The sequence below is a fragment of the Streptomyces sp. NPDC088354 genome, from assembly GCF_044753585.1.
Lineage (GTDB): Bacteria > Actinomycetota > Actinomycetes > Streptomycetales > Streptomycetaceae > Actinacidiphila.
Genome location: NZ_JBIVNJ010000064.1, coordinates 1 through 21,128 on the forward strand (window position 1 = coordinate 1; position 21,128 = coordinate 21,128).

Consider the following 21,128-nt stretch of genomic DNA (forward strand, 5'->3'; position numbering starts at 1 on the left):
TGCTCCAGTACAACCCGCCCTACGCGGCCCTGATGGGCGACCCCTCCGGCTGGCGCGGCAACGAGCGCAACGGCGTCTGGCGGCACTTCCTCGGCCTGAGCAGCCGCGCCCGTCACCACCCGGAGGACCTGGAGGCGTTCGAGACGGCGATCGTCTCCGACCTGCGCGCCGCCGCCGCACGCTACCCGTCCGACCAGCGGCTGCGGCGGCTCGTCACGGAGCTGCGGGCGCACAGCCACCGCTTCGCCGCCCAGTGGGACTCCGGGGCGATCGGCCGCCACGAAGCCGCGCACAAGACCATCGACCACCCGCAGGTGGGCCCGGTGCGGCTGGACTGCGACGTGCTCACGGTGGCCGGCAGCGACCTGCGCATCATGATCTACACCGCCGAGCCCGGCACGGAGGACGCGGAACGCCTCGCCCTGCTCACCGTGCTCGGCACGCAGTCCCTGGTGGACTGACCCGGTCCGCGGCAGCCGAAGGGGCCCCGCGCACCTCGTGGCCGCGGTGGCGGCCGCCATCGCCCGCGGGTTCGAGCCCGCCGCGCGGACGGTTCACCCCGGGTCGCCGCGTCGATCGTCGCGGACGCGCCCGGCGCCGCCTACGGTCCGGTCGGCCGTCTCCACGGTGACCAGGTCCGCCGAACAGGATGCCGGCCCGGCGATCGCCCCGCCCCGGATGAATGCGCGGCTCCCGGGACGGCGCCACGGAAGCGAGGCGGCCCGGAGACGATCGCGACGCCCCAACGCCGCGAGGACGGGTACCCCCTCGGCCCGGGCGCCGGGCGGCCCTTCGCACCGGCCGAGGAGCGGCCGTGACCACGCCCACCGGGCACCGGCACCCGGGCCGGAGGTGCCGTAGCCGTGACGGGCCGTCACCGCGCGGCGGCCGCGCGGCGTGCGCTCCATGCGCCTCACTTGACCGGCATGCGATAGGACGCCCGGTAGCGCTCGGCCGGGACGATGATGTCGGCGGTCTCGACGGGGAGGCCGGAGGCGTAGAACGTGCGGCGGATCTCGATGACGACGTGGCCCGGCACGCCGCCCAGCACCGCGGTCTCCTCCGCGAGACCGGGGCGGGCGCCGACCTCCTCGGCGACGTTGTCGACGACGATGTCGAGCGCGGCCATGCGCTCGACCACGCCCTGCCCGGCCAGCGGGCCCTCCTCCGGCAGGAGCACGGGCGTGCGTCCGGTGACGGACAGCGGTTCCCACGAGGTGGCGAGCATCATCGGCTCACCCTCGGCCCGGTAGAGGTAGCGGGTGCGCATCACCCGGTCGCCGGGCTGGATGCCCAGCCGCTCGGCGACCCGCGGGCCTGCGGCGTCCTGGAAGCTGTTCGCCTCCCAGCTGCCCTTGAAGCTCTCGTCCGCCTGCTCCTGCCGGAACGGAGAGGCCTGGCCGCCGGCCTGCCGGTAGCCGGTGCGGACGATCAGCCGCGGGTCGGGGCGCTCGCGGACGTACGTGCCGGAGCCGGAGCGGCCTTCCACGAAGCCCTCGGCCATCAGGACCTTGCGGGCCTCCAGCGCGACGGTGTCCGACACCCCGTACTCGGCGCGGATGCGGGCCTGCGAGGGCAGGCGGGTGTGCGGAGGGAGCGTGCCGTCGAGGATCTTCTGGCGGAGATCCTCGGCGACGCGAAGGTACGCGGGCTGCTCACCGAAAGGCACGTGCCCCTCCCTCGGGTTGACTGTGTGCAACAGCTTGGCAACACACCGTTGCCAGTCGCAAGTCTTGCCCATCGGATTACTTCTGTCGCGTCATCCCGGCAACAGCTCGAACGCCGCGAGAACCACCCTGGCGTGCTGCTCCGTCTGGTGCCTGACGGGGACCCAGCGGGCCCGGTGCGCGGTCTCGTACGCCCGGCACCACTCGGCGACCAGCCGCTCCAGGCACTCGCGCACCGCGGCGGCGGGCGCCTGGGACGGCTCGACGCCCCGGGCGAGTCGCAGCAGCATGGCCGCGGCGCGCAGCGGCAGGCGCTGGGCGTAGATCTCGACGCTGCTGACCCGGGCCCGGGTCATCGCCGGCAGCGGCGGGGCGGAGGCCGTGCGCAGCGCCGGGTCCCAGTCGGCGGCGAGCCGCGGGCCGACGGCGACGATCTCGCGCGCGGCCCGCAGCAGCGGGCCGCCGTCCCCGGGCAGGTAGGGCCGCAGTTCCCCGATCAGTCCTCCGACGTGGTCGCTCGTCCGGCGCAGGGCTACGCCGGCGGCGCGCAGCGCCTCGTCGGCGGCGGGGTGCGGGGAGGTGTCGCCCGCACGGTCGCAGGCCCACATCGGCACCTCGGCGATCGCGGTGACGCCGCCGTAGCGGTGGGCGTAGGTCCACGTGGAGTTGCTGGCGTCCTCGCGCGGGCCGCCCGGGGGCGGCATCACGTAGACACCGGGGCCGGGGCTCGGCCAGTGGAAGGCGTCGGAGGAGCCGGCCTCCAGCGGGATGTCGAACTCGGCGGCGGACTTGGCGATCCGTTCCGCCAGCCGGGGGATGGCCCGGGTCACCTGGATGAAGCTGCCGCCGACGTCGATGCCGTGCAGCGAGCACTGCAGCACCGGACGCAGCTCGTCGATGACCGCGATCAGCGCCCGGGTCTCGGGCAGCGCGCCGGCCAGCGATCCGTCGTCGGGCAGCCACTCCGGCTGCTCGGCGGCGCGCGGGCGGAAGAAGTGCCGGTAGTGGCCGAGCATCGTGAACCGGCCGTCGGGGACGGCCTCGTTGAGCCGCGCGCCGTCCGGGTCGGCGCACAGCAGGAAGTGCCAGGACGCGTCGGCGCCCTCGCGCAGCGCGGGATCTGCCGCCACCCACCGGGCCAGCCGGAGCGCGGTGGCGCCGCCGACCATCTCGTTGGCGTGCGGCCCGGCCACGACCAGGACGTTGCGCCGTCCGTGGCCCACCGACAGCAGGAGCAGCGGTTCCCCCGCCCGGGAGGTCCCCACCGTCCGCACCCGGCACAGATCGGGCCTGCGAAGGGTCAGGGCCCTGGCCGCCGCGGCGACCTCGTCCACGGTCGGGTACCGGTCACCGGCGGTGGTCTCCCCCGGATGTCTCATACAGCCCCCCGCTGTGGTCCTGCCGTCGCATCGGATTGTCCCAATGCCCGCGAACCCGGGGCTAGTACGCGTAGGCGTGGTCGCCGCGCACGGACGAAGGGGGTACGGCGCCTGGCGGAGCCGTACCCCCTTCGCTGCCGGAGCGTCAGTGGCGACGGGCGGCCTGGCGGCGGCGCGAGGCGAAGACGACCGCACCGCCGGCGAGCAGCAGCAGCGCGGCGGCCGCGGAGACCATGCCGACGTTGCCGGAACCGGTCTCGGCGAGGTCGCCGGACTCACCGTTCGGGGACTGGGCGGCGTCGACCGCGGCCGGGCTGGAGGCCGGCGCGGAGGCGGACGCGGACCCGGACGCCGACGGCGTCGCGGAGTCGGAGGCCGGGACCGAGGCGGTCGGCGTCGGGGTGTCCGTGGCGGGCGGCGTGGTGGTCTCGTCGCCGCCGGCCGGGGTGGTCGGGGGCGCCGTGGTCGGCGGCGCGCTGCTCGGCGGCGTGGACGGGACGGTCTGCTCGGAGCAGTCCTTGGTGCCGCCGTTCCACCAGGCGATCTTCTTGTCGCCGATGACCGCGTGGTCCGGGCCCTCGGGCAGCGGGCCGTGCTCGTAGCCGTCGTTGGCGTTCATGACGCCGTCGTACTTCTTGTTGCCGTAGTACAAGTCGACCTGGGCGAAGCAGGTCACGTCCGGGACGGCGACGTCGAGCGTGTCGGTGCCGTTGGTGATCGAGACGGTGTCCCAGTCGTGGAACACCTGCTTGCCCGAGGTCTCGAAGGTGGCGCCGTGCGTGCGGTACGAGGCCAGGGACACGGTGCAGGACGAGGAACCGTCCGCCACGCGCACCTTGACGTGCACCTTTCCGTCGTCGGCGGGCTTGAGGGTGACGTCGTCGACCTTCACCGACGCGTACCAGTTGGTGCCGTCGAGCGAGAACTCGCAGCGGTCGGTGCTGGTCTTGGTGCCACCACCGTGGCCGGGCTTGTAGGTGTGGTGGCCGCCGTTGTTCCAGCCCTTGCCGCCGGGGCAGTCGCTCGCCCAGGCGGAGGTGGCGCCCGCCGCGGACAGGGCGACGGCGGCGGCACTCACACCGAGCAGCCGTCCGATGGTGACGCGTCGCGATATGGACATGCGGAACCCAATCTTGCGTTGCGTGGCCCGGCGGGAGCGCGAATGACGGCAGCAGTCCCCCGTGTGCGAGCAGGCCGAGGCGTCGCCGGGCGGAGGTCGAGGTGCACACGGGGCTCTACGGCCCCAGTGGCACCACGCATCGTCGTGTCTGCGTCAATGGCCTGTCAACCTGGCCCGCTGAAAAGGTCGTTGGATCGAGGTTTCGATCCGGGAAACGGCGAGATGGGCGCCGAACGCCAGCAGCCGCACCAGATCCGCGTCGTACGGGTCCGGGTCGGCGGCGCGCCAGGCCTCGGCGTCCGCCTCGGTGATCCGGTACGGGGCCAGCGCCGCGAGCAGCACCAGTCGCGCCGCGGGGCGCCGGCCCGCCGGGAGCGCGGCCGTCCAGCGCGTGATCCAGCCGTCGCCCAGCGGCGGGTGCGAGCCGTCCCACGCGTCCACGGCGGCGGCCACGGCCTCCCGGGCCTGCTCGCCGAGCCGTTCCCCGCCGCGCCCGGCCGCCGTCCGCAGGGCCGCGAACGCGGTTCCCACGGGTGCGTCCCCGGCCCAGTACGGGGGCCGTCCGGCCGGCACCCCGCGCAGCAGCGGCAGGCTCTCGCCGGGCCGGAGCTCCCTGCGCACGGTGCGGGCCAGGGCCCGGCCGCCGGCGCTGCGCACCACCCGCAGCCGCTGCAGACCGGCGGGCATCATGTCGTCGCCGAGCAGCGCGGAGACCATCCGGTTGATGAAGTGGAAGGCCAGCGCGGTGCCGACGAACTCCGGTGCCGCGGCGTCGTCGAAGGGCCGGTCGGCCGCGGCCCCGGACGCGTCCGGTCCGAGGCCGGTCCGGGTCGCCCTCCCCCACGCGAGCAGCGCGGCGTGCTCCGGGTCGGCGGGTGTGCCGCCGCGGGCGGCGGTCTCGGCGAGCCGGTGGTCGCCGGTGGCGTGCAGCAGGACGGTGTGCGCGTCCACGCAGAAGGGGCAGCGGTTGGCCTGCGACACCCCCAGCGCGACGAGTTCCTTGGCGGTGCGGGAAGCGCGGCCCGCGAGCAGCGACTCGCGCAGTACCGCCCAGGTGGCGGCCAGCAGGTCGGGGGCGGGCGACAGCACCGCGAAGGTGGGCGCCCGCCAGACGCCGAAGTCCGTGGCCAGCTGTGCGTACACCGCGGCGGACCGGCCGGTGAGCGAGTCCGGCGGCGCGGGGGTGGTGAGGCGGAAGGGTGCGGGCACGGGGTGCCTCCTGCTGGGTCGTCGGGCCCGTTCGCGGGTCTCGATCGTGGCCCCGGACCGGTCCCCGGGTCGTCGTCCCCGGGAAGGGACATGGCACTGCTGCGCGGGCTGCGCCGCGGGGCGGCGCTACTCCCCGGGGAGTAGCGCGGGAGCCGTCTTCCAGGAGGACGTGCGGGGTGCGGGAGCCCGGTTAGGGTGCCGCCATGGGAGGCGCCAGGCTGATCGCACGTCAGGTCCGTGAATCACCCCTGGAACTGCGGGGGTGGCAGGGCGGGATCTTCGACGCGGTGCTGGGCCTCGTGCTCGTCGCCGACGTCCTGCTGCTGCCCGGTGTGCCGGCCCCGGCGGACGCCCTCGACCTCGTGCTGGCCCTCGTGGGCGCGCTGGCCGTCACCGGCAGCCGCCGCGCCCCGCTGTCCGCGCTGCTGCTGTGCACGGGCTGCATGCTGGCGTACGCGCTGCGGGTGCACCCGGGGCCGACGGCGGCCTTCCCGGTGCTGGTCGCCGTCCACATCGCGGTCAGGACCGGCGGGCGGCGGCTGCCGGTGAAGGTGGCGGTGCTGGCCTTCCTGGGCGGCTACCTGGCCTCCGGGCAGCCCGCGCCGACCGCGGCGCAGTCGACCGCGCTGCTGCTCGGCTGGTTCCTGGCCTCGGTCGCCATGGCCGTGGTGGGCCGGCACCGCCGCGCGTACCTGGAGCAGCTGGAACGGCGGGCGCTGGAGGCCGAACGCACCCGCGAGGAGGCGGCGCTGCGCCGCGCCGGCGAGGAACGGCTGCGCATCGCCCGCGAACTGCACGACTCGCTCACCCACAGCATCTCGATCATCAAGCTGCAGGCGGGCGTCGCCGTCCATCTGGCGCGCAAGCGCGGCGAGGAGGCCCCCGAGTCCCTGCTGGCCATCCAGGAGGCCAGCGGCGAGGCCATGCGGGAGCTGCGGGCGACGCTGGAGGTGCTGCGCGGCAGCGGCGGCGGCCACGGCGTGGACCGCATCGGGGACCTGGCCGAGCGCTCCCGTACCGCCGGGCTGCCCACCAGCGTCACCGTCAGCGGACGCGAGCGGCCGCTCGCCGACGGCGTCGACCGGGCCGCGTACCGCATCGTGCAGGAGGCGCTGACCAACGTCACCCGGCACGCCGGTCCGCGGCCGCGGGCCACGGTCCGCATCGAGTACGCGGACCGGCAGCTCGTCGTCCAGGTCGACGACGACGGCACCGCGGCGCCGGACGCGGAACCCGTCCCCGGCGTCGGCCTCACCGGCATGCGGGAGCGGGTCACCGCGCTCGGCGGGCGGCTGCGGGCCGGCCCGCGTCCGGAGGGCGGGTTCACCGTACGGGCCGAACTGCCACTGGAGGCGGCGACATGATCCGGGTGCTGATCGTCGACGACCAGGCGCTGATGCGGGCCGGGTTCCGGGCGCTGCTGGACGCGGAGGAGGGGATCGAGGTCGTCGCCGAGGCGGCCGACGGGCGGGAGGCCGTCGCGCTCGCCGAGCGGCACGTGCCCGACGTGGTCCTCCTGGACATCCAGATGCCGGTGCTCGACGGCATCGGGGCGACCCGGCGCATCGCCGCCGACCCGCGCCTGGCGGGGGTGCACGTCGTCATCCTGACCAACTACGGCCTGGACGAGTACGTCTTCGACGCGCTGCGCGCCGGCGCCAGCGGCTTCCTGCTCAAGGACACCGAGCCCGCCGACCTCGTCCAGGCCATCCACGTCGCCCAGCGCGGCGACGCGCTGCTCTCCCCGGCCATCACGCGCCGTCTGATCGCCGAGTTCGTCTCCCGGCCGCCGGACGCGGCGCACGCGGCGGGCCTGGAGGCGCTGACCAACCGCGAGCGCGAGGTGGTGGCGCTCGCCGCGCGCGGGCTGGCCAACGACGAGATCGCCGCGCGCATGGTCATCAGCCCGCTGACCGCCAAGACGCACGTCAGCCGGGCCATGACCAAGCTCGGTGCCCGTGACCGGGCCCAACTGGTCGTGTTCGCGTACGAGTCGGGGCTGATCACGCCCAAGTCCCCGGTCCCCGGGCCGCCACCGCCCTATGCGCCGGCCGGCTCCCCGGCTTCCTCGGCGGCCACGGCCCCGGAGGCTTCCCCGGGCTTCTCGAAGTAGACGTCGAGCACCGCGTCGAGCTCCTCGGACCAGGTCTTCATCCGGCCCCTGGCGGGCGTCTCGACCCAGGTCTCGTACCAGCGTCGCGGCGACAGGTAGACCGTCACGCCGAAACGGCGCCCGAACCGCGGGGCGTCGACCTCGACCGCGCCGATCTCGTCCCAGCCGAACTCGGCCTCGGTGTCGTCGAGCCGGAACGTGATGCCGTCCCGGTCCGCCCGGATCGAGCCGCGGCGGTCGGCGACCTCGAACACCGGCCCGTCGTCGTCCGGCTCCGCCTCCGGGTCGCGCCGCGCGGGCTCCTCCGCGGCGGTCTCCTCCGCGGGGGCGTCCTCGGCGGGGGACGGCGCGTCGTCGGTGGCGGGCGCCGCCTTCACCAGGTCCGCGGACTCCGCCGCGGACGTGACCTGCGGCTCGTCCGGCTCCGGCACGGCGATGCCGGGGACGTACGCCGGATCGATGCCGGCCGCCTGTACGAGCGGGATGTTCGAACCTCTGCTCTGCTCCACGGCGGGCAGTATGGCCCATCGGGCTGTGCCCGCGACACTCGCCCCGCCCGGCGGCGGCGCCGCGCCGCGCTTCCGGCGCCACCTCCCCGCCCGGTGGCCTCCCGTGCCCTGCGCATTCATGATCACGCAACCGGGCCGGCACCTGTCCGGACAACCCTGTGGACATGACCACCACACCTTCGATCGTCCCCTTCGACCGCCGGAAGTTCCTGGCGGCCGCGGGTGGCACCACCCTCGGTGCCCTCGCCGCAGGCCAGTTGGCCATGGGCGCCGCCTCGGCCGCCGAGGCCGGAACCGCGGCCGGGACCGCCGGGGCCGTCCCGGCGGCCGTCGTCGACCCGGCCCCCTTCCTGCTCGGTGTCGCCTCGGGCGACCCCGACGAGGACAGCGTCGTGCTGTGGACGCGACTCGTCACCGACCCGCTCGACGCGGAGACCGGCGGCATGGACCCGGTCCCGGTCAAGGTGAGTTGGGAGCTGGCGCGGGACGAGGAGTTCCGGCACGTCGTCGACGACGGGCACACCAACGCGGTCCCCGAGTCCGCGCACAGCGTGCACGTCGAGGCCAGGGGCCTGCAGCAGGACACCTGGTACTGGTACCGCTTCCAGGTGAACGGGGTCTTCAGCCGCGTCGGCCGCACCCGCACCCTGCCGAAGTCCGGTTCCCGGGTCGACCAGTTGCGCTTCGCCTTCGTGTCCTGCCAGAGCTGGGCCGGCGGCCACTACGCGGCCTACCGCGACCTGGCGGGCCAGGAGCTCGACTTCGTCATGCACCTGGGCGACTACATCTACGAGACCGAGGACGGCAGCCTGACCGAGTTCCGCAGGCTGCACGCCCTGTACAAGAGCGCCCCCGAACTCCGGGACGCGCACGCGCGGTTCCCGTTCTTCATGACCTGGGACGACCACGAGGTCCAGAACAACTACGCGGGTGACGTCCCCGGCGGCGCCGGCGACGGCCGGCCGTTCCTGGAGCGCCGGGCCAACGGCTACCAGGCGTACTACGAGCACCTGCCGCTGCGCCGGGCGCAGCGGCCGGAGGGCCCCGACGCGCTGATGTACCGCAGGTTCGGCTTCGGGCGGCTCGCCGAGTTCAGCATCCTCGACACCCGCCAGTACCGCACCGACCAGCCGTGCGGCGACGGCCGCAAGACGCCCTGCGAGGCGGTCGGCGACCCGGCGAGCACCCTGACCGGTCCTGAGCAGGAGAAGTGGCTGCTCCGGGGCCTGCACAAGTCCGGCGCGCAGTGGAACGTCATCGCCCAGCAGACCATCATGGCCGCGTTCGACTACGACCTGGGCCCGTCGAAGGTCGTCAACCTCGACCAGTGGGACGGCTACCCCGCCGCCCGCTCCCGGATCCTGGACTTCCTGGACACCGAGCGTCCCGAGAACCCGGTGGTGCTCAGCGGCGACTGGCACACGCACTGGGTCAACGACCTGAAGAAGGACTTCGACGACCCGGCGTCCCGCACGGTGGCGACCGAGTTCGTCGGCACCTCCATCTCCTCGGGCGCCGGCTGGGACGCGGACGTCCGGGCGGGCCTCGCGGCCAATCCGCACGTCAAGTTCTACAACGGCACCTACCGCGGCTACGTGATCTGCGACATCACGCCGGAGCGCTGGCGCGCCGACCTGCGGATCGTGCTGAACGCCGGCGACGCGGCCTCCCCCGCGTACACGATCGCCGCGTTCGAGGTGCTCGACGGCGTCCCCGGGGCCCGTCGCCTCGACGGCGTCGGCGACGGCCTGTCCGGCCGGCTGACCGACAGCGCCACCGGTGGCCCGCTCACCAACATGCGGGTCAAGGTGCTGGACTCGGCGGGCAAGGCGGTCGTGTCCAGCACGACCGGCGCGGACGGCGAGTTCCTCGCCTTCGCCGTCCCCGGTGTCTACACCGTGGTCGCCGACGGCGTCGGCTACGACCCCGTCCAGGTGACCGCCACCGTGCGGGACGGTGCGCAGACCCGGGTCGCCCTGCGCGCGGACCGGGCGCGGGCGCGCGCCGGCACCGGGACCACCATTCCCGGTCCCGTGGCCGAGGGCCTCCCCTCCGACCTGGTGATCTCCAACGACCAGCTGGCGCTGGCGATCTCGGCCGGTTCCGAGGACTCGCAGCTGACCCCCGTCACCCTCGGCAAGCCGCGGGACATGGCGGCGGTCGGCCACCTGGACCAGATCGACTGGTTCAACCTGCCGTACGCGTCGGCCGCCCAGCCGCGCGGCACGAACGCCTGGCAGCAGCGCACGGTGAAGTCCACCTCGGTCGAGGTGGTCTCCTCGACCGGCGCCGAGGCCCGGATCAGGGCCACCGGCGCGAGCACCGCCTTCACCGACGTCGCGGTCGTCACCGAGTACTCCGTCCGCGAGGGCGAGCGCTGGATCACCGCGGAGAGCGTCTTCACCAACCGCGGCACGGTGGCCCGCACCCTGTGGATCGGCGACGTGATCGACCACGACGGCACCGGGCAGCGCAGCGGTGTCCCGGGCCACGGCACCATCACCACCGGCACGCCCGCCGACTACGTGCCGACCGCGCCGTGGATCGGCATGACCGGGGCCGACAGCCAGACCTACGGTCTGCTCTACGAGGACCAGGCGTTCACCGCGTACGCCTGCGACATCTGGGCGATGACCCAGCGCCAGGTCACGATCGCGCCGGGGGCGAGCCACACCCTGCGCCGCCGCATCACCGCGGTCGACAACCGGGCCGCGCTCGACCCGTTCGCCGTGCTGAACACGCTCTGACCGCCCCGGGCCGGCGAGGCGGCACCCCCGCCCCGCCGGCCCGGCGGTGTCCTACGGCGTCCACGGACAGGGAATGGACTTGCTGGTCCAATCCTGGGTGGCCATGGTGGAACCGCGGAGTCCGGCCTCACCTCGTCGCCGCTCCGCCACCACGGTCCGCACCGACGCCCCCAGGAGACCTGTCATGGCCGACGACAACGCCGGGATCATCGCCGACTTCCTCGCCCTCTTCGCCGACAAGGACGCGGCGAAGCTCGCCCCCTACCTCCACCCGGAGGTCGTGTTCCAGAACTACGGCGATCCGGAGATCAGGGGCAGGGAGAACCTCCTGGCCATGTGGGCGGGCGTCTTCGGCTCCTTCGAGCGGGTCGAGTTCACGACGCTGCACAGCGCGGTCAACGGCGACCTCGTCATCGAGGAGCAGATCCACGGCCTCGCCCTCCCCGGAAGGCAGCTCGCCCCGATCAGGAACATGGCCGTCTACCGGCTGGAGGACGGCCGGATCGTGGAATGGCGTGACTGCACCAACCCGGAGCACGCGCGCAGCCTGCTCTGAGCCCGCGCCGCGGGTCCCGCGCCGCGCGCTGCCCCGTGCATCGGCGTGGACCCGGGCAAGCGGGCCGGCTCACGCCGCCCGCGGCGACTGACGGGTGCGGGCTACCGGGGCTGCCACGCCCGTACCAGGTCCTCGGGCCCCCAGTGCGCGGCCAGCGGCAGGCCGTCGGCGACCCCGCATCGGGAGACCGCGACCAGCGCAGTGTCCGGGGCGGTACCCGGGACCGCGAGCATGTCGCGCACCAGGGCGTCGTACTCGTGACGGCCGAAGGGCTGGGTCTCCAGCCACTTGACCGACCCGACGAAGGACACCTGCCGGGCCACCGGCCCGCGGTCCGCGCCGACGAGGTCGATCTCGGGATTGTTCTGACGGTTCCACCAACCGCCCACGGCCTCGGTCCCGGGCCACTGGCCGTCGGGCATCAGACGCAGCAAGGACTCGCGGACCAGCGGCTCGACCGCTCGACCGCGCCATGTGGGCCATGACCGCTCGATGCGTTCCAGTGCCAGGTCACCGCGGCCACGCTCGATGAGAGGGATCGCGCGCGCCAGGAAGGCCAGCCAGAACCGCAGATACGGATCGGCGATCCGGTAGCGCTTGTTCTTGCCGTCCCGTGTGACGGACAGCGGGAGATCCGCGGCCAGGACCCGCTTGGCCTGCAGCGTGGCCAGCAGCGGGGAGAGCGTGCCGGACGGCAGCGCGCCGGCGCCGCCGGCCCGGGTCGCGATCGCGCTGAACGTGCGCTCACCGCTGCCGACCGCTTCCAGTACGGCCCGGGAGTGCGAAGCCTCGGGGAATTCACCGAGCAGGGACAGCTCGCCGGCCACCATCAGGGGCGAGAGGGGACTGGCGACCGACGCCTCGAGGAAGGCGGTGCGCCCCATTCCCGGCCGCCATGACTGCACGATCTCGGGGAATCCCCCGGTGATCAACTGGGCGTCGACGGCCCCCGCGGCGTCCAGCCCGGTCATGGCCTGCACATCGGCCAGGTTCAGGGGGCGGACGGTCATCTTCGCCGCCCGGCCGAAGAACGGGCGTCCGTACGACTGCAGTGCCTCCATCACGGACGCGTCGCTGCCGACCAGCAGCAGGAGCACGGGCTTGGCGGACAGATGACGGTCCCAGACGGTCTGGAGCGCGCCCTCGAATTCCTGGTCCTGCTCGACCAGCCAGGGCACCTCGTCGATCACCGCGATGCTGGGCGAGCCGTCGGGCACCGCGAGCGCCAGCGAGCGCAGGGCCTGGTTCCAGTCCTGCGCCTGGAGGCCGGCGACCAGCTCCGCCCCCGGCAGCGGCGACTGCGCGAGGGCCGCGGCGAAGTCGGCGCGCTCCGTCACGGGGTTGCGCCCCCGGGTGGCCTGGAACACCACGTACGGCGCTCCGGAGCGGTCGCAGAACTCCTGGACCAGCCGCGACTTCCCCACCCGGCGCCGACCCGTCATGATCACGGCCCGCCCCCGCGTGGCTCCGGCCCCCTCCGCCACAGCCCGGTACTGCTCGGCCAGCTGCTCGAGATCCCCGGCCCGGCCTTGGAACTCCACGACACACCCCCGGAGCAATCCACAGTAGACGACTTCTTACGTAGATTGAATCTTACTTAACACCGAGCGACTACCGGCTCCAGCGCCTGGCGGCCCGCTCACTCGGTCGCCGCCGGCTTCCCGTCCGTCATGCCCAGACGAGCCTGCTCCTCCTCGACGATCCGGCGCGCCAGCTCCGTGTCCGACACATCGATCGCGTCCGGGGTGGCCTCGGCCACGGCGCTGCGGCGGGCGTAGGCATCGAACAGGCGCGTCTTGGCCTCCAGAATCCTCACCATGCGCTCGTCCACTCCCCCGGTGGCGAGGAGACGGTGCACGCGCACCGGCCTGACCTGGCCCATACGATGAGCCCGGGCCACCGCCTGGTGTTCGATGGTGGGCTTGACCTGGGGTTCGCAGATGACGACAACGGAGGCGGCCTGCATGTTGAGCCCGACTCCCGCGGCCTGAATCTGCGCCAGGAGCACCGCGGGGCCGGGGACACCGGCGAAGTCGTCGACGATCCGCTGCCGCCTTCCGGCCGGGACGCTTCCGGTCAGCGGACCGAATACCGCAGTGCCGTCGGTGGTTCCGGCCACGAGGGCCTCCTCCACCACGCCCAGTACATCCTTGAAGTAGGAGAAGACCACCGTCTTCTGCCCGTTCTCGCCGGCTTCCTGAACGATCTCCCGAAGCCGTTCCAGCTTCGCCGACTTCTCGGGGCGCATGTACGCGGCCCTGCGCATCGCCATGAAGTTGCCGGCGCGCACGGCTTCACGGTAGGCCTCCTCGTCCGACGCGCTCAGTTCCTCCCACTCGTCGGTCTGCTGGAGACTCGGCAGTTCCGTCAGCACGTCCTCCTGGTTGCGCCGCAGGTAGACCGGGGCCACGGACTTGCGGAAGGCGACCGACCCGGCCAATGCGTCCCCTTCGCCAAGTGACTCCGCGACGCCGTCGTCGAGCATCCGGACCAACTCGCGGAACTCCATGACCCTGTTCTCCATCGGGGTTCCGGTCATGAACAGGGTTCGCCCGCAGCGCTCCGCCCACACGGCAACCGCTTGGGACCGCTTGGCCTGCGGGTTCTTCACAAAGTGCGCTTCGTCGACCACGAGCAGGCCGACATCCCCGCCGCCCGGCGCGGGAAAACCGCGCAGCGCATCGAACGTGGTCACCCCGACCCCGCCCCGCCCCTTCCAGTCGGCGAACGCGTCCTGCCGGTCGGGGCCGTGGAGCACCATGACGCGCAGGGCGCTGCGGGCCTCGATCTCCCGTGTCCAGTTCACGAGGACGCTCGCCGGGCAGACGACCATGAAGTGACTCTGTCCCTCGGCCGCCAGGTGCGCCAGCACGGCGATCGCCTGGATGGTCTTCCCGAGGCCCATCTCGTCGCCGAGTATCACCTTGCGCTGCGCGAGCGCGAAACGCGCGCCGAACGCCTGGTAACCGCGCAGGGAGACCCGCCGGTGCGCGTCGTCGAGGTGCTGGGCCCGCACTCTCTCGGCGATCTCGTCCGGCAGGAAGCCCTCGGCGGCGGCCGTGTCCGGCAGCCGCCCGGAGATTTCGGCGAGCAGGCTGTAGTACTCGGCGGAGCGGAGTTCGAAGTCCACCCAGGCCGCGATGTCGGACGAAGGCTCCCGGAGCAGGTCCACCGAGGCCTGAGCGATCAGCTCGGGCAGCCCCGCCTGCTCCGCCTCGTCGACCAGCGAGCGGATCTCCGTGACCGCCGCCAGCGCCCGGGCCTTCTTGTCCTGGCCCACCAGAAGCATCCGGAAGCGCCGGGCGGCGGGCCTGGCGTCGGCAAGCAACGGGCCGAGCCGTTCCGACAGGCCGACGGCCCTGTCGACCGCCCGCCGGGCGTCCGGGCCGGCCTCCACCAGTACGTGCAGGGCCATGACGAGCGCGGTGGTGCCCGGTTCCGGCCGGTCCACGTCGATGTGGACGGCCACGGTCTCGTGCACCGCCTCGGAGAGCCTGCGGGCGGCGGCGAGCATCTGATCGACGGTGCGCTGCCCGACACCGGGAATCTGCCGCAACCGGTAGGGGCCCGCCGCGAGCACCCCGCCGACCGTACGCAGTCCGCTCTTCTCCACACTCCCCAGCCGCAGTCGCCCCTCGGTGACGTCCTGCAGCCGGGCGACGGGGATGGCGTCGAGCTCCCGCTGCACCGCCGCGTCGTGGATCGGCCTCAGCGCCGCCCGGACCGCCTCCACCGCCCGGCCGTGGTCCCCCATCGCCGCCTGCGCCGCCTCGCACAGTCGCGCTCCCCTCGCGACCGCGTCCCGCTCGCCACGCCCCACGCTTCCCACCCCTCGATCGCCCTCCGCGCATCCTCCCACCGCGCGCACCGGCCCCGAAGGACGTTCGCGGCGCCCTGCGTACCGAGGGGGCGCCACGGGGAGCGCGCCGCCCACCGGTGGTCCGGGTCGTTCACGTAGGACGTCGGTCCACGTCCCGCACCCAACCGGCTCGGTGACGACGAAGGGGCCGGCCTCCCAAGGAGCCGGCCCCTTCCGATCAGCACACTCGACGGATCACCTGGCGTGCAGCGACGAACGGTCACACGTTGAAGCGGAACTCCACCACGTCGCCGTCCTGCATGACGTAGTCCTTGCCCTCCATGCGGGCCTTGCCCTTGGCGCGGGCCTCGGGGATGGAGCCGCACTCGACCAGGTCGCCGAAGGAGACGATCTCCGCCTTGATGAAGCCCTTCTGGAAGTCGGTGTGGATCACGCCGGCCGCCTCCGGGGCGGTGGCACCCTTCTTGATCGTCCAGGCGCGCGCTTCCTTCGGGCCGGCCGTGAGGTACGTCTGCAGGCCGAGGGTGTCGAAGCCGACCCGGGCGAGGGTGGCGAGGCCGGGCTCGTCCTGGCCCATGGACTGCAGGAGCTCCAGGGCCTCCTCGTCGTCGAGCTCGATGAGCTCCGACTCGATCTTGGCGTTGAGGAAGATCGCCTCGGCGGGGGCGACCAGGGCGCGCTGCTCGGCCTTGAAGGCGTCGTCGGTCAGCTCGTCCTCGTCCACGTTGAAGACGTAGAGGAAGGGCTTGGTGGTCAGCAGGTGCAGCTCGTGCAGGAGGCCGCCCTTCTCGGTCCCGGCGGTGATGCCGGCGGAGAAGAGGGTGCGGCCGTCCTCGAGGATCTGCTGGGCCTCCTGGACGGCGGCGAGCACGGCCGCCTTCTCCTTCTGGAGGCGGGCGTCCTTGGTCAGCCGCGGCAGGACCTTCTCGATCGTCTGCAGGTCGGCGAGGATCAGCTCGGTGTTGATCGTCTCGATGTCGTCCTTCGGGGACACCTTGCCGTCGACGTGGACCACATCCGGGTCGACGAAGGCCCGGATGACCTGGCAGATCGCGTCGGACTCGCGAATGTTGGCGAGGAACTTGTTGCCCAGGCCCGCACCCTCGCTGGCGCCGCGGACGATGCCCGCGATGTCGACGAAGTCGACCGTGGCCGGGAGCTTGCGCTGCGACTCGAAGATCGTCGCGAGCGTGTCCAGGCGGGGGTCGGGGACACCGACGACGCCGACGTTGGGCTCGATCGTGGCGAACGGGTAGTTGGCCGCCAGCACGTCGTTCTTGGTCAGGGCGTTGAACAGGGTCGACTTGCCGACGTTCGGCAGGCCGACGATTCCGATCGTGAGCGACACGTGACGACTTCCCGTAGCGAGGTGGGTGGAGGGCCCGCACGCCCGGTCGGGCGGGGACGGACCGATCCACCAGTCTACGGAAGCGGGGGACCCCGAAGGCGCCCGCGGCCCGCCTCGCCCCCTGTGGGGCTGAAAAGTCGTGTCCTGCCCCCGTTTCCCCCCTGCCGGGCGCCTACGTTGGGTGCGTGGAGCAACACAGTGCGCGCACGCCGCACAACAACGGTGCCGCCACGCGGCCGGTCAGGCCGGCCGCGCGTCCGGCGCGCAGGCCCGCGGGCGCGACGGCCGTGGGCGGAGGTCCGCGCCGCGGCCCGCTGTGGGGCGTACGGCGGGGACAGAGCGAGTCCCGTCTGACGGGGCTCGGCACCGGGGTCTTCATCACGCTGACCGCCCTGTGCGGCGGCGCCGTGGACTCCCTCATGAACGGCGAACCCGGCACGCTGTTCGGCGTGGTCTTCCTGCTGGCCTGCATCGCCGGCGGCGTGTGGGTCCGGCCGTACGACCTGTCGGCGGCGCCGGTGAGCGCGCCCATCGCCTTCACCATCGCGCTGGCCGTGACCGCCGACGGCGGCGGAGGGCTGACCGGGCATGTGATGGCACTGCTGACCGGGCTCGCCACGCTGACCGGGTGGCTGTACGGCGGCACGGTGTGCGCCGCCGTGATCACGGCCGTGCGGAAGGTGGCGTACGTGACGCGGGCGCGGCGCGCCGAGCGCCGCTGACCCCGCGTCCCGCGTCCCGGGCCGCTATCCGGCGGCGGCGGCCGTGGTGGTGACCGCCGCGGCCGCCGCCATGCCCGCGCCCACGATGCCCGCGTTGTTCTGCAGCGCGGCCGGCACGATCTCCGCCTCGATGCCCTCGATCAGCGGGAGGAACTTCTCCGCCTTGCGGCTCACGCCGCCGCCGATGACGAAGAGCTCCGGCGAGAAGAGCATCTCCACGTGCGCCAGGTACTTGGTGACCCGGCGCGCCCAGTGCTCCCAGCTGAGGTCCTCGTCCTCCTTGACCTTGGTGGAGGCGCGCTTCTCCGCCTCGTGCCCGTGCAGTTCCAGGTGGCCGAGCTCGGTGTTGGGCAGCAGCTTGCCGTCCACGAAGACGGCGCTGCCGATGCCCGTGCCGAGGGTCAGCATGATCACCGTGCCCGAGCGCCCTTGGCCCGCGCCGTAGGCCATCTCGGCCATGCCCGCCGCGTCGGCGTCGTTGAGCAGCGTCACGGGCAGACCGACCCGCTCCGAGAGCAGGCCGGCCGCGTCCATGCCTATCCATCCCTTGTCGACGTTGGCCGCCGTGCGTGTGACGCCGTGCGTCACCACACCGGGGAACGTCGCGCCGATCGGGCCCTGCCAGCCGAAATGGGTGACGACCTCCTTGACGCAGTCCGCCACCGCGTCGGGCGTCGCGGGATGCGGAGTGAGCACTTTGCAGCGCTCCTCCGTCAGATCGCCGCGATCCAGGTCGACCGGGGCGCCCTTGATCCCCGAGCCGCCGATGTCCACACCGAAAACGCTCATGGCCCAACGCTACGACGTGGGACGGACGGTCACCCCTCGGACTGCCGACCTGCCTGCTCGGGGGCGCTCGCCGCGGCCGTTCCCGCCAGCTTGGCGGCGGCCTCCGCGCGCAGGTCGCGGCGGAGCTCCTTGGGCAGCGAGAAGACGATCGACTCCTCCGCGGCCTTGACGATCTCGACGTCCTCGAAGCCGCGCTGCGACAGCCACTCCAGCACCTGCTCGACCAGCACGTCGGGAACGGAGGCACCGGAGGTGACACCGACCGTGGACACGCCCTCCAGCCAGGCCTCGTCGATCTCCGCGGCGAAGTCCACGAGGTGGGCGTCGCGGGCACCGGCCAGCTTGGCGACCTCGACCAGGCGCACCGAGTTGGAGGAGTTGCGCGAGCCGACGACGATCACCAGGTCCGCCTCGGCGCCCATCTGCTTCACGGCGAGCTGGCGGTTCTGCGTGGCGTAGCAGATGTCGTCGCTGGGCGGGGAGATGAGCTGCGGGAACTTCTCCTTGAGCGCGTCGACCGTCTCCATGGTCTCGTCCACGGACAGGGTGGTCTGGGAGAGCCAGACCACCTTGGACGGGTCCCGGACCTCGACCTTGGCGACATCGGCCGGGCCGTCGACCAGCGTGATGTGGTCCGGGGCCTCGCCGGAGGTGCCGATGACCTCCTCGTGGCCCTCGTGGCCGATCAGCAGGATGTCGAAGTCCTCGCCTGCGAAGCGGACCGCTTCCTTGTGGACCTTGGTCACCAGCGGGCAGGTCGCGTCGATGGTGGCGAGCTTCCCGCGCTCGGCCTCGTCGTGCACGGCCGGCGCCACACCGTGCGCCGAGAACATGACGATCGACCCCTCGGGGACCTCCGCCGTCTGCTCGACGAAGATCGCGCCCTTCTTCTCCAGGGTCTGCACGACGTACTTGTTGTGGACGATCTCGTGGCGGACGTAGATCGGGGCCCCGTACTGTTCCAGGGCCTTCTCGACGGCGATCACGGCACGGTCCACGCCCGCGCAGTAGCCACGGGGGGCGGCGAGCAGGACACGGCGGGCAGCAGCAGTCATGCGCCCATCGTACGGGGCGTGACGGAGGTCATCCGCCCCGCCGGGGGCGTCCGCGGCGGGCGGCGCGCAGCAGGCCCGGCAGCCGTCCCGCGGCCACCGCGGCGACCACCGCCGTCAGGCAGCTGAAGCAGCCGCAGCCGGGGCCGCGGCGCCCGATGCGGAAGCCGCCGCCGATGCGTGGCGGCCGCGGGGGCGGCGGGCCGTGTGGGCGCATGGGGACCTCCCGGGCACATGGGTCTGCCCCCAGGGTGCGGGGTGTCAGGGGTGACGGACAGCGGTGGGCGCCATTCGGGTCGGGCAGCCGGGCGGAGGCGGACCGGCCCCGGGACGGGGTCACTGTCCGTGGCGGGGACTAGTCTCGGCGTATGGCTCTGAACACGTCCGCGGAGGCGCCGATCCCGGTCGGCGAGGTGTCGCGGCTGATCGGCGGCTGGATCGACCGGCTGGGCGCGGTGTGGGTGGAGGGGCAGATCACCCAGCTGTCCCGGCGCCCCGGCGCGGGCGTGGTCTTCCTGACGCTGCGCGATCCGTCGCACGACATTTCGCTGAGCGTGACCTGCCGCCGCGCCGTCTTCGACGCCTTCGACGGCGCGGTCGGCGAGGGTGCGCGGGTCGTCGTGCACGCCCGCCCGGAGTGGTACGCGCCGCGTGGGCAGCTCTCGCTGCGGGCGGCGGAGATCCGCCCGATAGGCGTCGGCGACCTGCTGCTGCGGTTGGAGCAGCTGAAGAAGCGGCTGGCCGGAGAGGGCCTTTTCGCCCTGGAGCGCAAACGGCCGCTGCCCTTCCTGCCGCAGCTGATCGGCCTGGTGTGCGGCCGCGCCTCGGCCGCCGAGCGCGATGTGCTGGAGAACGCCCGGCTGCGCTGGCCGGCCGTGCGCTTCGAGGTGCGCAATGTGCCGGTGCAGGGGGCGTACGCCGTCCCGCAGGTGATCGAGGCGGTGCAGGGGCTCGACGCGCATCCCGGGGTCGACGTGATCATCGTGGCCCGCGGCGGCGGCAGCGTGGAGGACCTGCTGCCGTTCTCCGACGAGCGGCTGGTGCGGGCGGTCGCCGAGTGCCGTACGCCGGTGGTGTCCGCGATCGGGCACGAGCCGGACACCCCGCTGCTGGACCTGGTGGCCGATCTGCGCGCCTCGACGCCGACCGACGCCGCCAAGCGCGTCGTGCCGGACGTCGGCGAGGAGCTGACCCGGGTCGAGCAGTTGCGGCACCGCTCGCTGCGGGTGATGCGCGGGCTGCTGGACCGGGAGGAGCGCGGACTCGTGGCGGCGATGAGCCGTCCCTCGATGGCGCGGCCGCGGCTGATGGTCGAGGAGCGCGAGGAGCAGGTGGCCGCGTTGCTGGAGCGTTCGCGGCGGCATCTGCGGCACCGCCTTGACCGGGCGGACGACGAGCTGGAGCACACCCGGGCCCGGGTCGTCGCGCTCTCCCCCGCGGCGACGCTGCAGCGCGGGTACGCCGTCCTGCAGCGCGAGGACGGCGGGGTGGTGCGGGCCGCCGGCGAGGTGGCCGACGAGGAGAAGCTGCGGGCCCGGGTCGCCGACGGCGAGTTCACGGTCCGCGTCACGCGCTGACCCGCGCGGGACCGCAGTGCCCGGGGGCCCCGCCGTGTCCGAGGGCGGCCCTAGTCTGGTGCCATGGCTGATCAGGACACGCTGGGGTACGAGCAGGCCCGCGACGAGCTCGTCGACGTCGTCCGCCGTCTGGAGGCGGGCGGCTCGACGCTGGAGGAGTCCCTCGCCCTGTGGGAACGCGGCGAGCAACTCGCCAAGGTGTGCCGCAACTGGCTGGAGGGCGCTCGCGCGCGCCTGGACGCGGCCCTCGCGGAGGAGTCGGGCGCGGCGGCCGGGGACGGGCCCGGTGCGCCGGGAGCGGCGGGGGCGGCGGGGGCGGCCGAAGAGGAGTGAGGCGGTCGGGGGTGGCGTGACGGTCCTCACGGGACGGGCGGAGTGGCGACCCGGAATAGTTGAATCTTCACCTATGTTGGGTGGGGTGTTCGACGCCGCCCCGCCGGGGCGGTCCCCACATCCCCTGAGGTACCGATGACACTCCAGCTCGACACCGCCGCCCAGAACCTTCTCTTCCGCGACGCGC

18 protein-coding genes and 1 pseudogene are annotated in these 21,128 nt (G+C 73.4%); 8 read left to right on the forward strand and 11 right to left on the reverse strand.

The genetic code is table 11. The annotated features are described in order from the left end of the window. Positions 1 to 461, forward strand: a pseudogene (locus tag ACIP98_RS39575) (transcriptional regulator); the annotation flags it as partial. A 452-nt stretch (positions 462 to 913) separates the two neighbouring features. Here ACIP98_RS39575 and ACIP98_RS39580 read toward each other — a convergent pair. The 4 genes from ACIP98_RS39580 to ACIP98_RS39595 all read right to left on the reverse strand — a co-directional run bounded on the left by ACIP98_RS39580 (position 914) and on the right by ACIP98_RS39595 (position 5,375). Then, complete coding sequence (locus tag ACIP98_RS39580; RefSeq protein ID WP_319658783.1) at positions 914 to 1,669, reverse strand: GntR family transcriptional regulator; 756 nt, start codon at positions 1,667 to 1,669, stop codon at positions 914 to 916. A 90-nt stretch (positions 1,670 to 1,759) separates the two neighbouring features. Further along, the gene (locus ACIP98_RS39585) at positions 1,760 to 3,046 is read right to left on the reverse strand and encodes a M14 family zinc carboxypeptidase (protein WP_401981302.1); all 1,287 of its coding nucleotides are present in this window, start codon (positions 3,044 to 3,046) and stop codon (positions 1,760 to 1,762) included. Between the two features lie 145 nt (positions 3,047 to 3,191). After that, positions 3,192 to 4,166, reverse strand: a complete 975-nt coding sequence (locus ACIP98_RS39590; protein ID WP_319658781.1) for an LPXTG cell wall anchor domain-containing protein — start codon at positions 4,164 to 4,166, stop codon at positions 3,192 to 3,194. 153 nt (positions 4,167 to 4,319) lie between these two features. Further along, complete coding sequence (locus ACIP98_RS39595) at positions 4,320 to 5,375, reverse strand: carboxymuconolactone decarboxylase family protein (protein ID WP_401981305.1); 1,056 nt, start codon at positions 5,373 to 5,375, stop codon at positions 4,320 to 4,322. A gap of 203 nt (positions 5,376 to 5,578) precedes the next feature. Between ACIP98_RS39595 and ACIP98_RS39600 the strand changes: the two genes are divergently transcribed. Next, positions 5,579 to 6,739, forward strand: coding sequence for a sensor histidine kinase (locus tag ACIP98_RS39600; protein ID WP_401981308.1), 1,161 nt, complete (start codon positions 5,579 to 5,581; stop codon positions 6,737 to 6,739). Next, positions 6,736 to 7,488, forward strand: a complete 753-nt coding sequence (locus ACIP98_RS39605; protein WP_319658778.1) for a response regulator transcription factor — start codon at positions 6,736 to 6,738, stop codon at positions 7,486 to 7,488. Before ACIP98_RS39600 ends, ACIP98_RS39605 begins: the two co-directional genes overlap by 4 nt. On the opposite strand, the gene ACIP98_RS39610 is transcribed toward ACIP98_RS39605, so the two are convergent. Beyond that, positions 7,416 to 7,997 carry a hypothetical protein gene (locus tag ACIP98_RS39610; protein WP_319658777.1) on the reverse strand — a complete coding sequence of 194 codons (582 nt, stop codon included), beginning with the start codon at positions 7,995 to 7,997 and terminating at the stop codon, positions 7,416 to 7,418. The genes ACIP98_RS39605 and ACIP98_RS39610 overlap by 73 nt on opposite strands. A 164-nt stretch (positions 7,998 to 8,161) precedes the next feature. Here ACIP98_RS39610 and ACIP98_RS39615 point away from each other — a divergent pair, with 164 nt between their 5' ends. Both ACIP98_RS39615 and ACIP98_RS39620 read left to right on the forward strand, forming a co-directional pair. Continuing rightward, complete coding sequence (locus ACIP98_RS39615; protein ID WP_401981310.1) at positions 8,162 to 10,744, forward strand: alkaline phosphatase D family protein; 2,583 nt, start codon at positions 8,162 to 8,164, stop codon at positions 10,742 to 10,744. A gap of 184 nt (positions 10,745 to 10,928) precedes the next feature. Further along, the gene (locus tag ACIP98_RS39620) at positions 10,929 to 11,300 is read left to right on the forward strand and encodes a nuclear transport factor 2 family protein (RefSeq protein WP_319658775.1); all 372 of its coding nucleotides are present in this window, start codon (positions 10,929 to 10,931) and stop codon (positions 11,298 to 11,300) included. A gap of 101 nt (positions 11,301 to 11,401) precedes the next feature. On the opposite strand, the gene ACIP98_RS39625 is transcribed toward ACIP98_RS39620, so the two are convergent. The 3 genes from ACIP98_RS39625 to ychF all read right to left on the reverse strand — a co-directional run bounded on the left by ACIP98_RS39625 (position 11,402) and on the right by ychF (position 16,468). Next, positions 11,402 to 12,841: an ATP-binding protein gene (locus ACIP98_RS39625; protein ID WP_401981312.1), complete on the reverse strand. Its 1,440-nt coding sequence runs from the start codon at positions 12,839 to 12,841 to the stop codon at positions 11,402 to 11,404. 98 nt (positions 12,842 to 12,939) lie between these two features. Continuing rightward, the gene (locus tag ACIP98_RS39630) at positions 12,940 to 15,120 is read right to left on the reverse strand and encodes a DEAD/DEAH box helicase (RefSeq protein ID WP_401981315.1); all 2,181 of its coding nucleotides are present in this window, start codon (positions 15,118 to 15,120) and stop codon (positions 12,940 to 12,942) included. A gap of 259 nt (positions 15,121 to 15,379) precedes the next feature. Continuing rightward, positions 15,380 to 16,468: a redox-regulated ATPase YchF gene (gene ychF / locus ACIP98_RS39635; protein WP_319658772.1), complete on the reverse strand. Its 1,089-nt coding sequence runs from the start codon at positions 16,466 to 16,468 to the stop codon at positions 15,380 to 15,382. 185 nt (positions 16,469 to 16,653) lie between these two features. Here ychF and ACIP98_RS39640 point away from each other — a divergent pair, with 185 nt between their 5' ends. Further along, entirely contained in the window at positions 16,654 to 17,190 is a 537-nt protein-coding gene (locus ACIP98_RS39640; protein ID WP_319658771.1) for a DUF6542 domain-containing protein, read from the forward strand. Between the two features lie 24 nt (positions 17,191 to 17,214). On the opposite strand, the gene ppgK is transcribed toward ACIP98_RS39640, so the two are convergent. From ppgK to ACIP98_RS39655, 3 genes are read right to left on the reverse strand one after another with little or no spacing between them, the layout of a single operon-like run. Then, entirely contained in the window at positions 17,215 to 17,979 is a 765-nt protein-coding gene (ppgK, locus tag ACIP98_RS39645) for a polyphosphate--glucose phosphotransferase (protein ID WP_319658770.1), read from the reverse strand. Positions 17,980 to 18,008: 29 nt separating this feature from the next. Continuing rightward, positions 18,009 to 19,034: a 4-hydroxy-3-methylbut-2-enyl diphosphate reductase gene (locus ACIP98_RS39650; RefSeq protein ID WP_401981317.1), complete on the reverse strand. Its 1,026-nt coding sequence runs from the start codon at positions 19,032 to 19,034 to the stop codon at positions 18,009 to 18,011. Between the two features lie 28 nt (positions 19,035 to 19,062). Then, positions 19,063 to 19,248 carry a hypothetical protein gene (locus ACIP98_RS39655; RefSeq protein ID WP_401981318.1) on the reverse strand — a complete coding sequence of 62 codons (186 nt, stop codon included), beginning with the start codon at positions 19,246 to 19,248 and terminating at the stop codon, positions 19,063 to 19,065. A gap of 151 nt (positions 19,249 to 19,399) precedes the next feature. Here ACIP98_RS39655 and xseA point away from each other — a divergent pair, with 151 nt between their 5' ends. Together xseA and ACIP98_RS39665 are read left to right on the forward strand one after the other, a co-directional pair. Then, a complete protein-coding gene (gene xseA, locus ACIP98_RS39660) occupies positions 19,400 to 20,608 on the forward strand; it encodes an exodeoxyribonuclease VII large subunit (RefSeq protein WP_319658767.1) in 1,209 nt (402 codons plus the stop codon). 63 nt (positions 20,609 to 20,671) lie between these two features. After that, positions 20,672 to 20,941 (forward strand): exodeoxyribonuclease VII small subunit, encoded by a 270-nt coding sequence (locus ACIP98_RS39665; RefSeq protein WP_401981321.1) that lies wholly within the window; start codon positions 20,672 to 20,674, stop codon positions 20,939 to 20,941. Positions 20,942 to 21,128 lie beyond the last annotated feature (187 nt).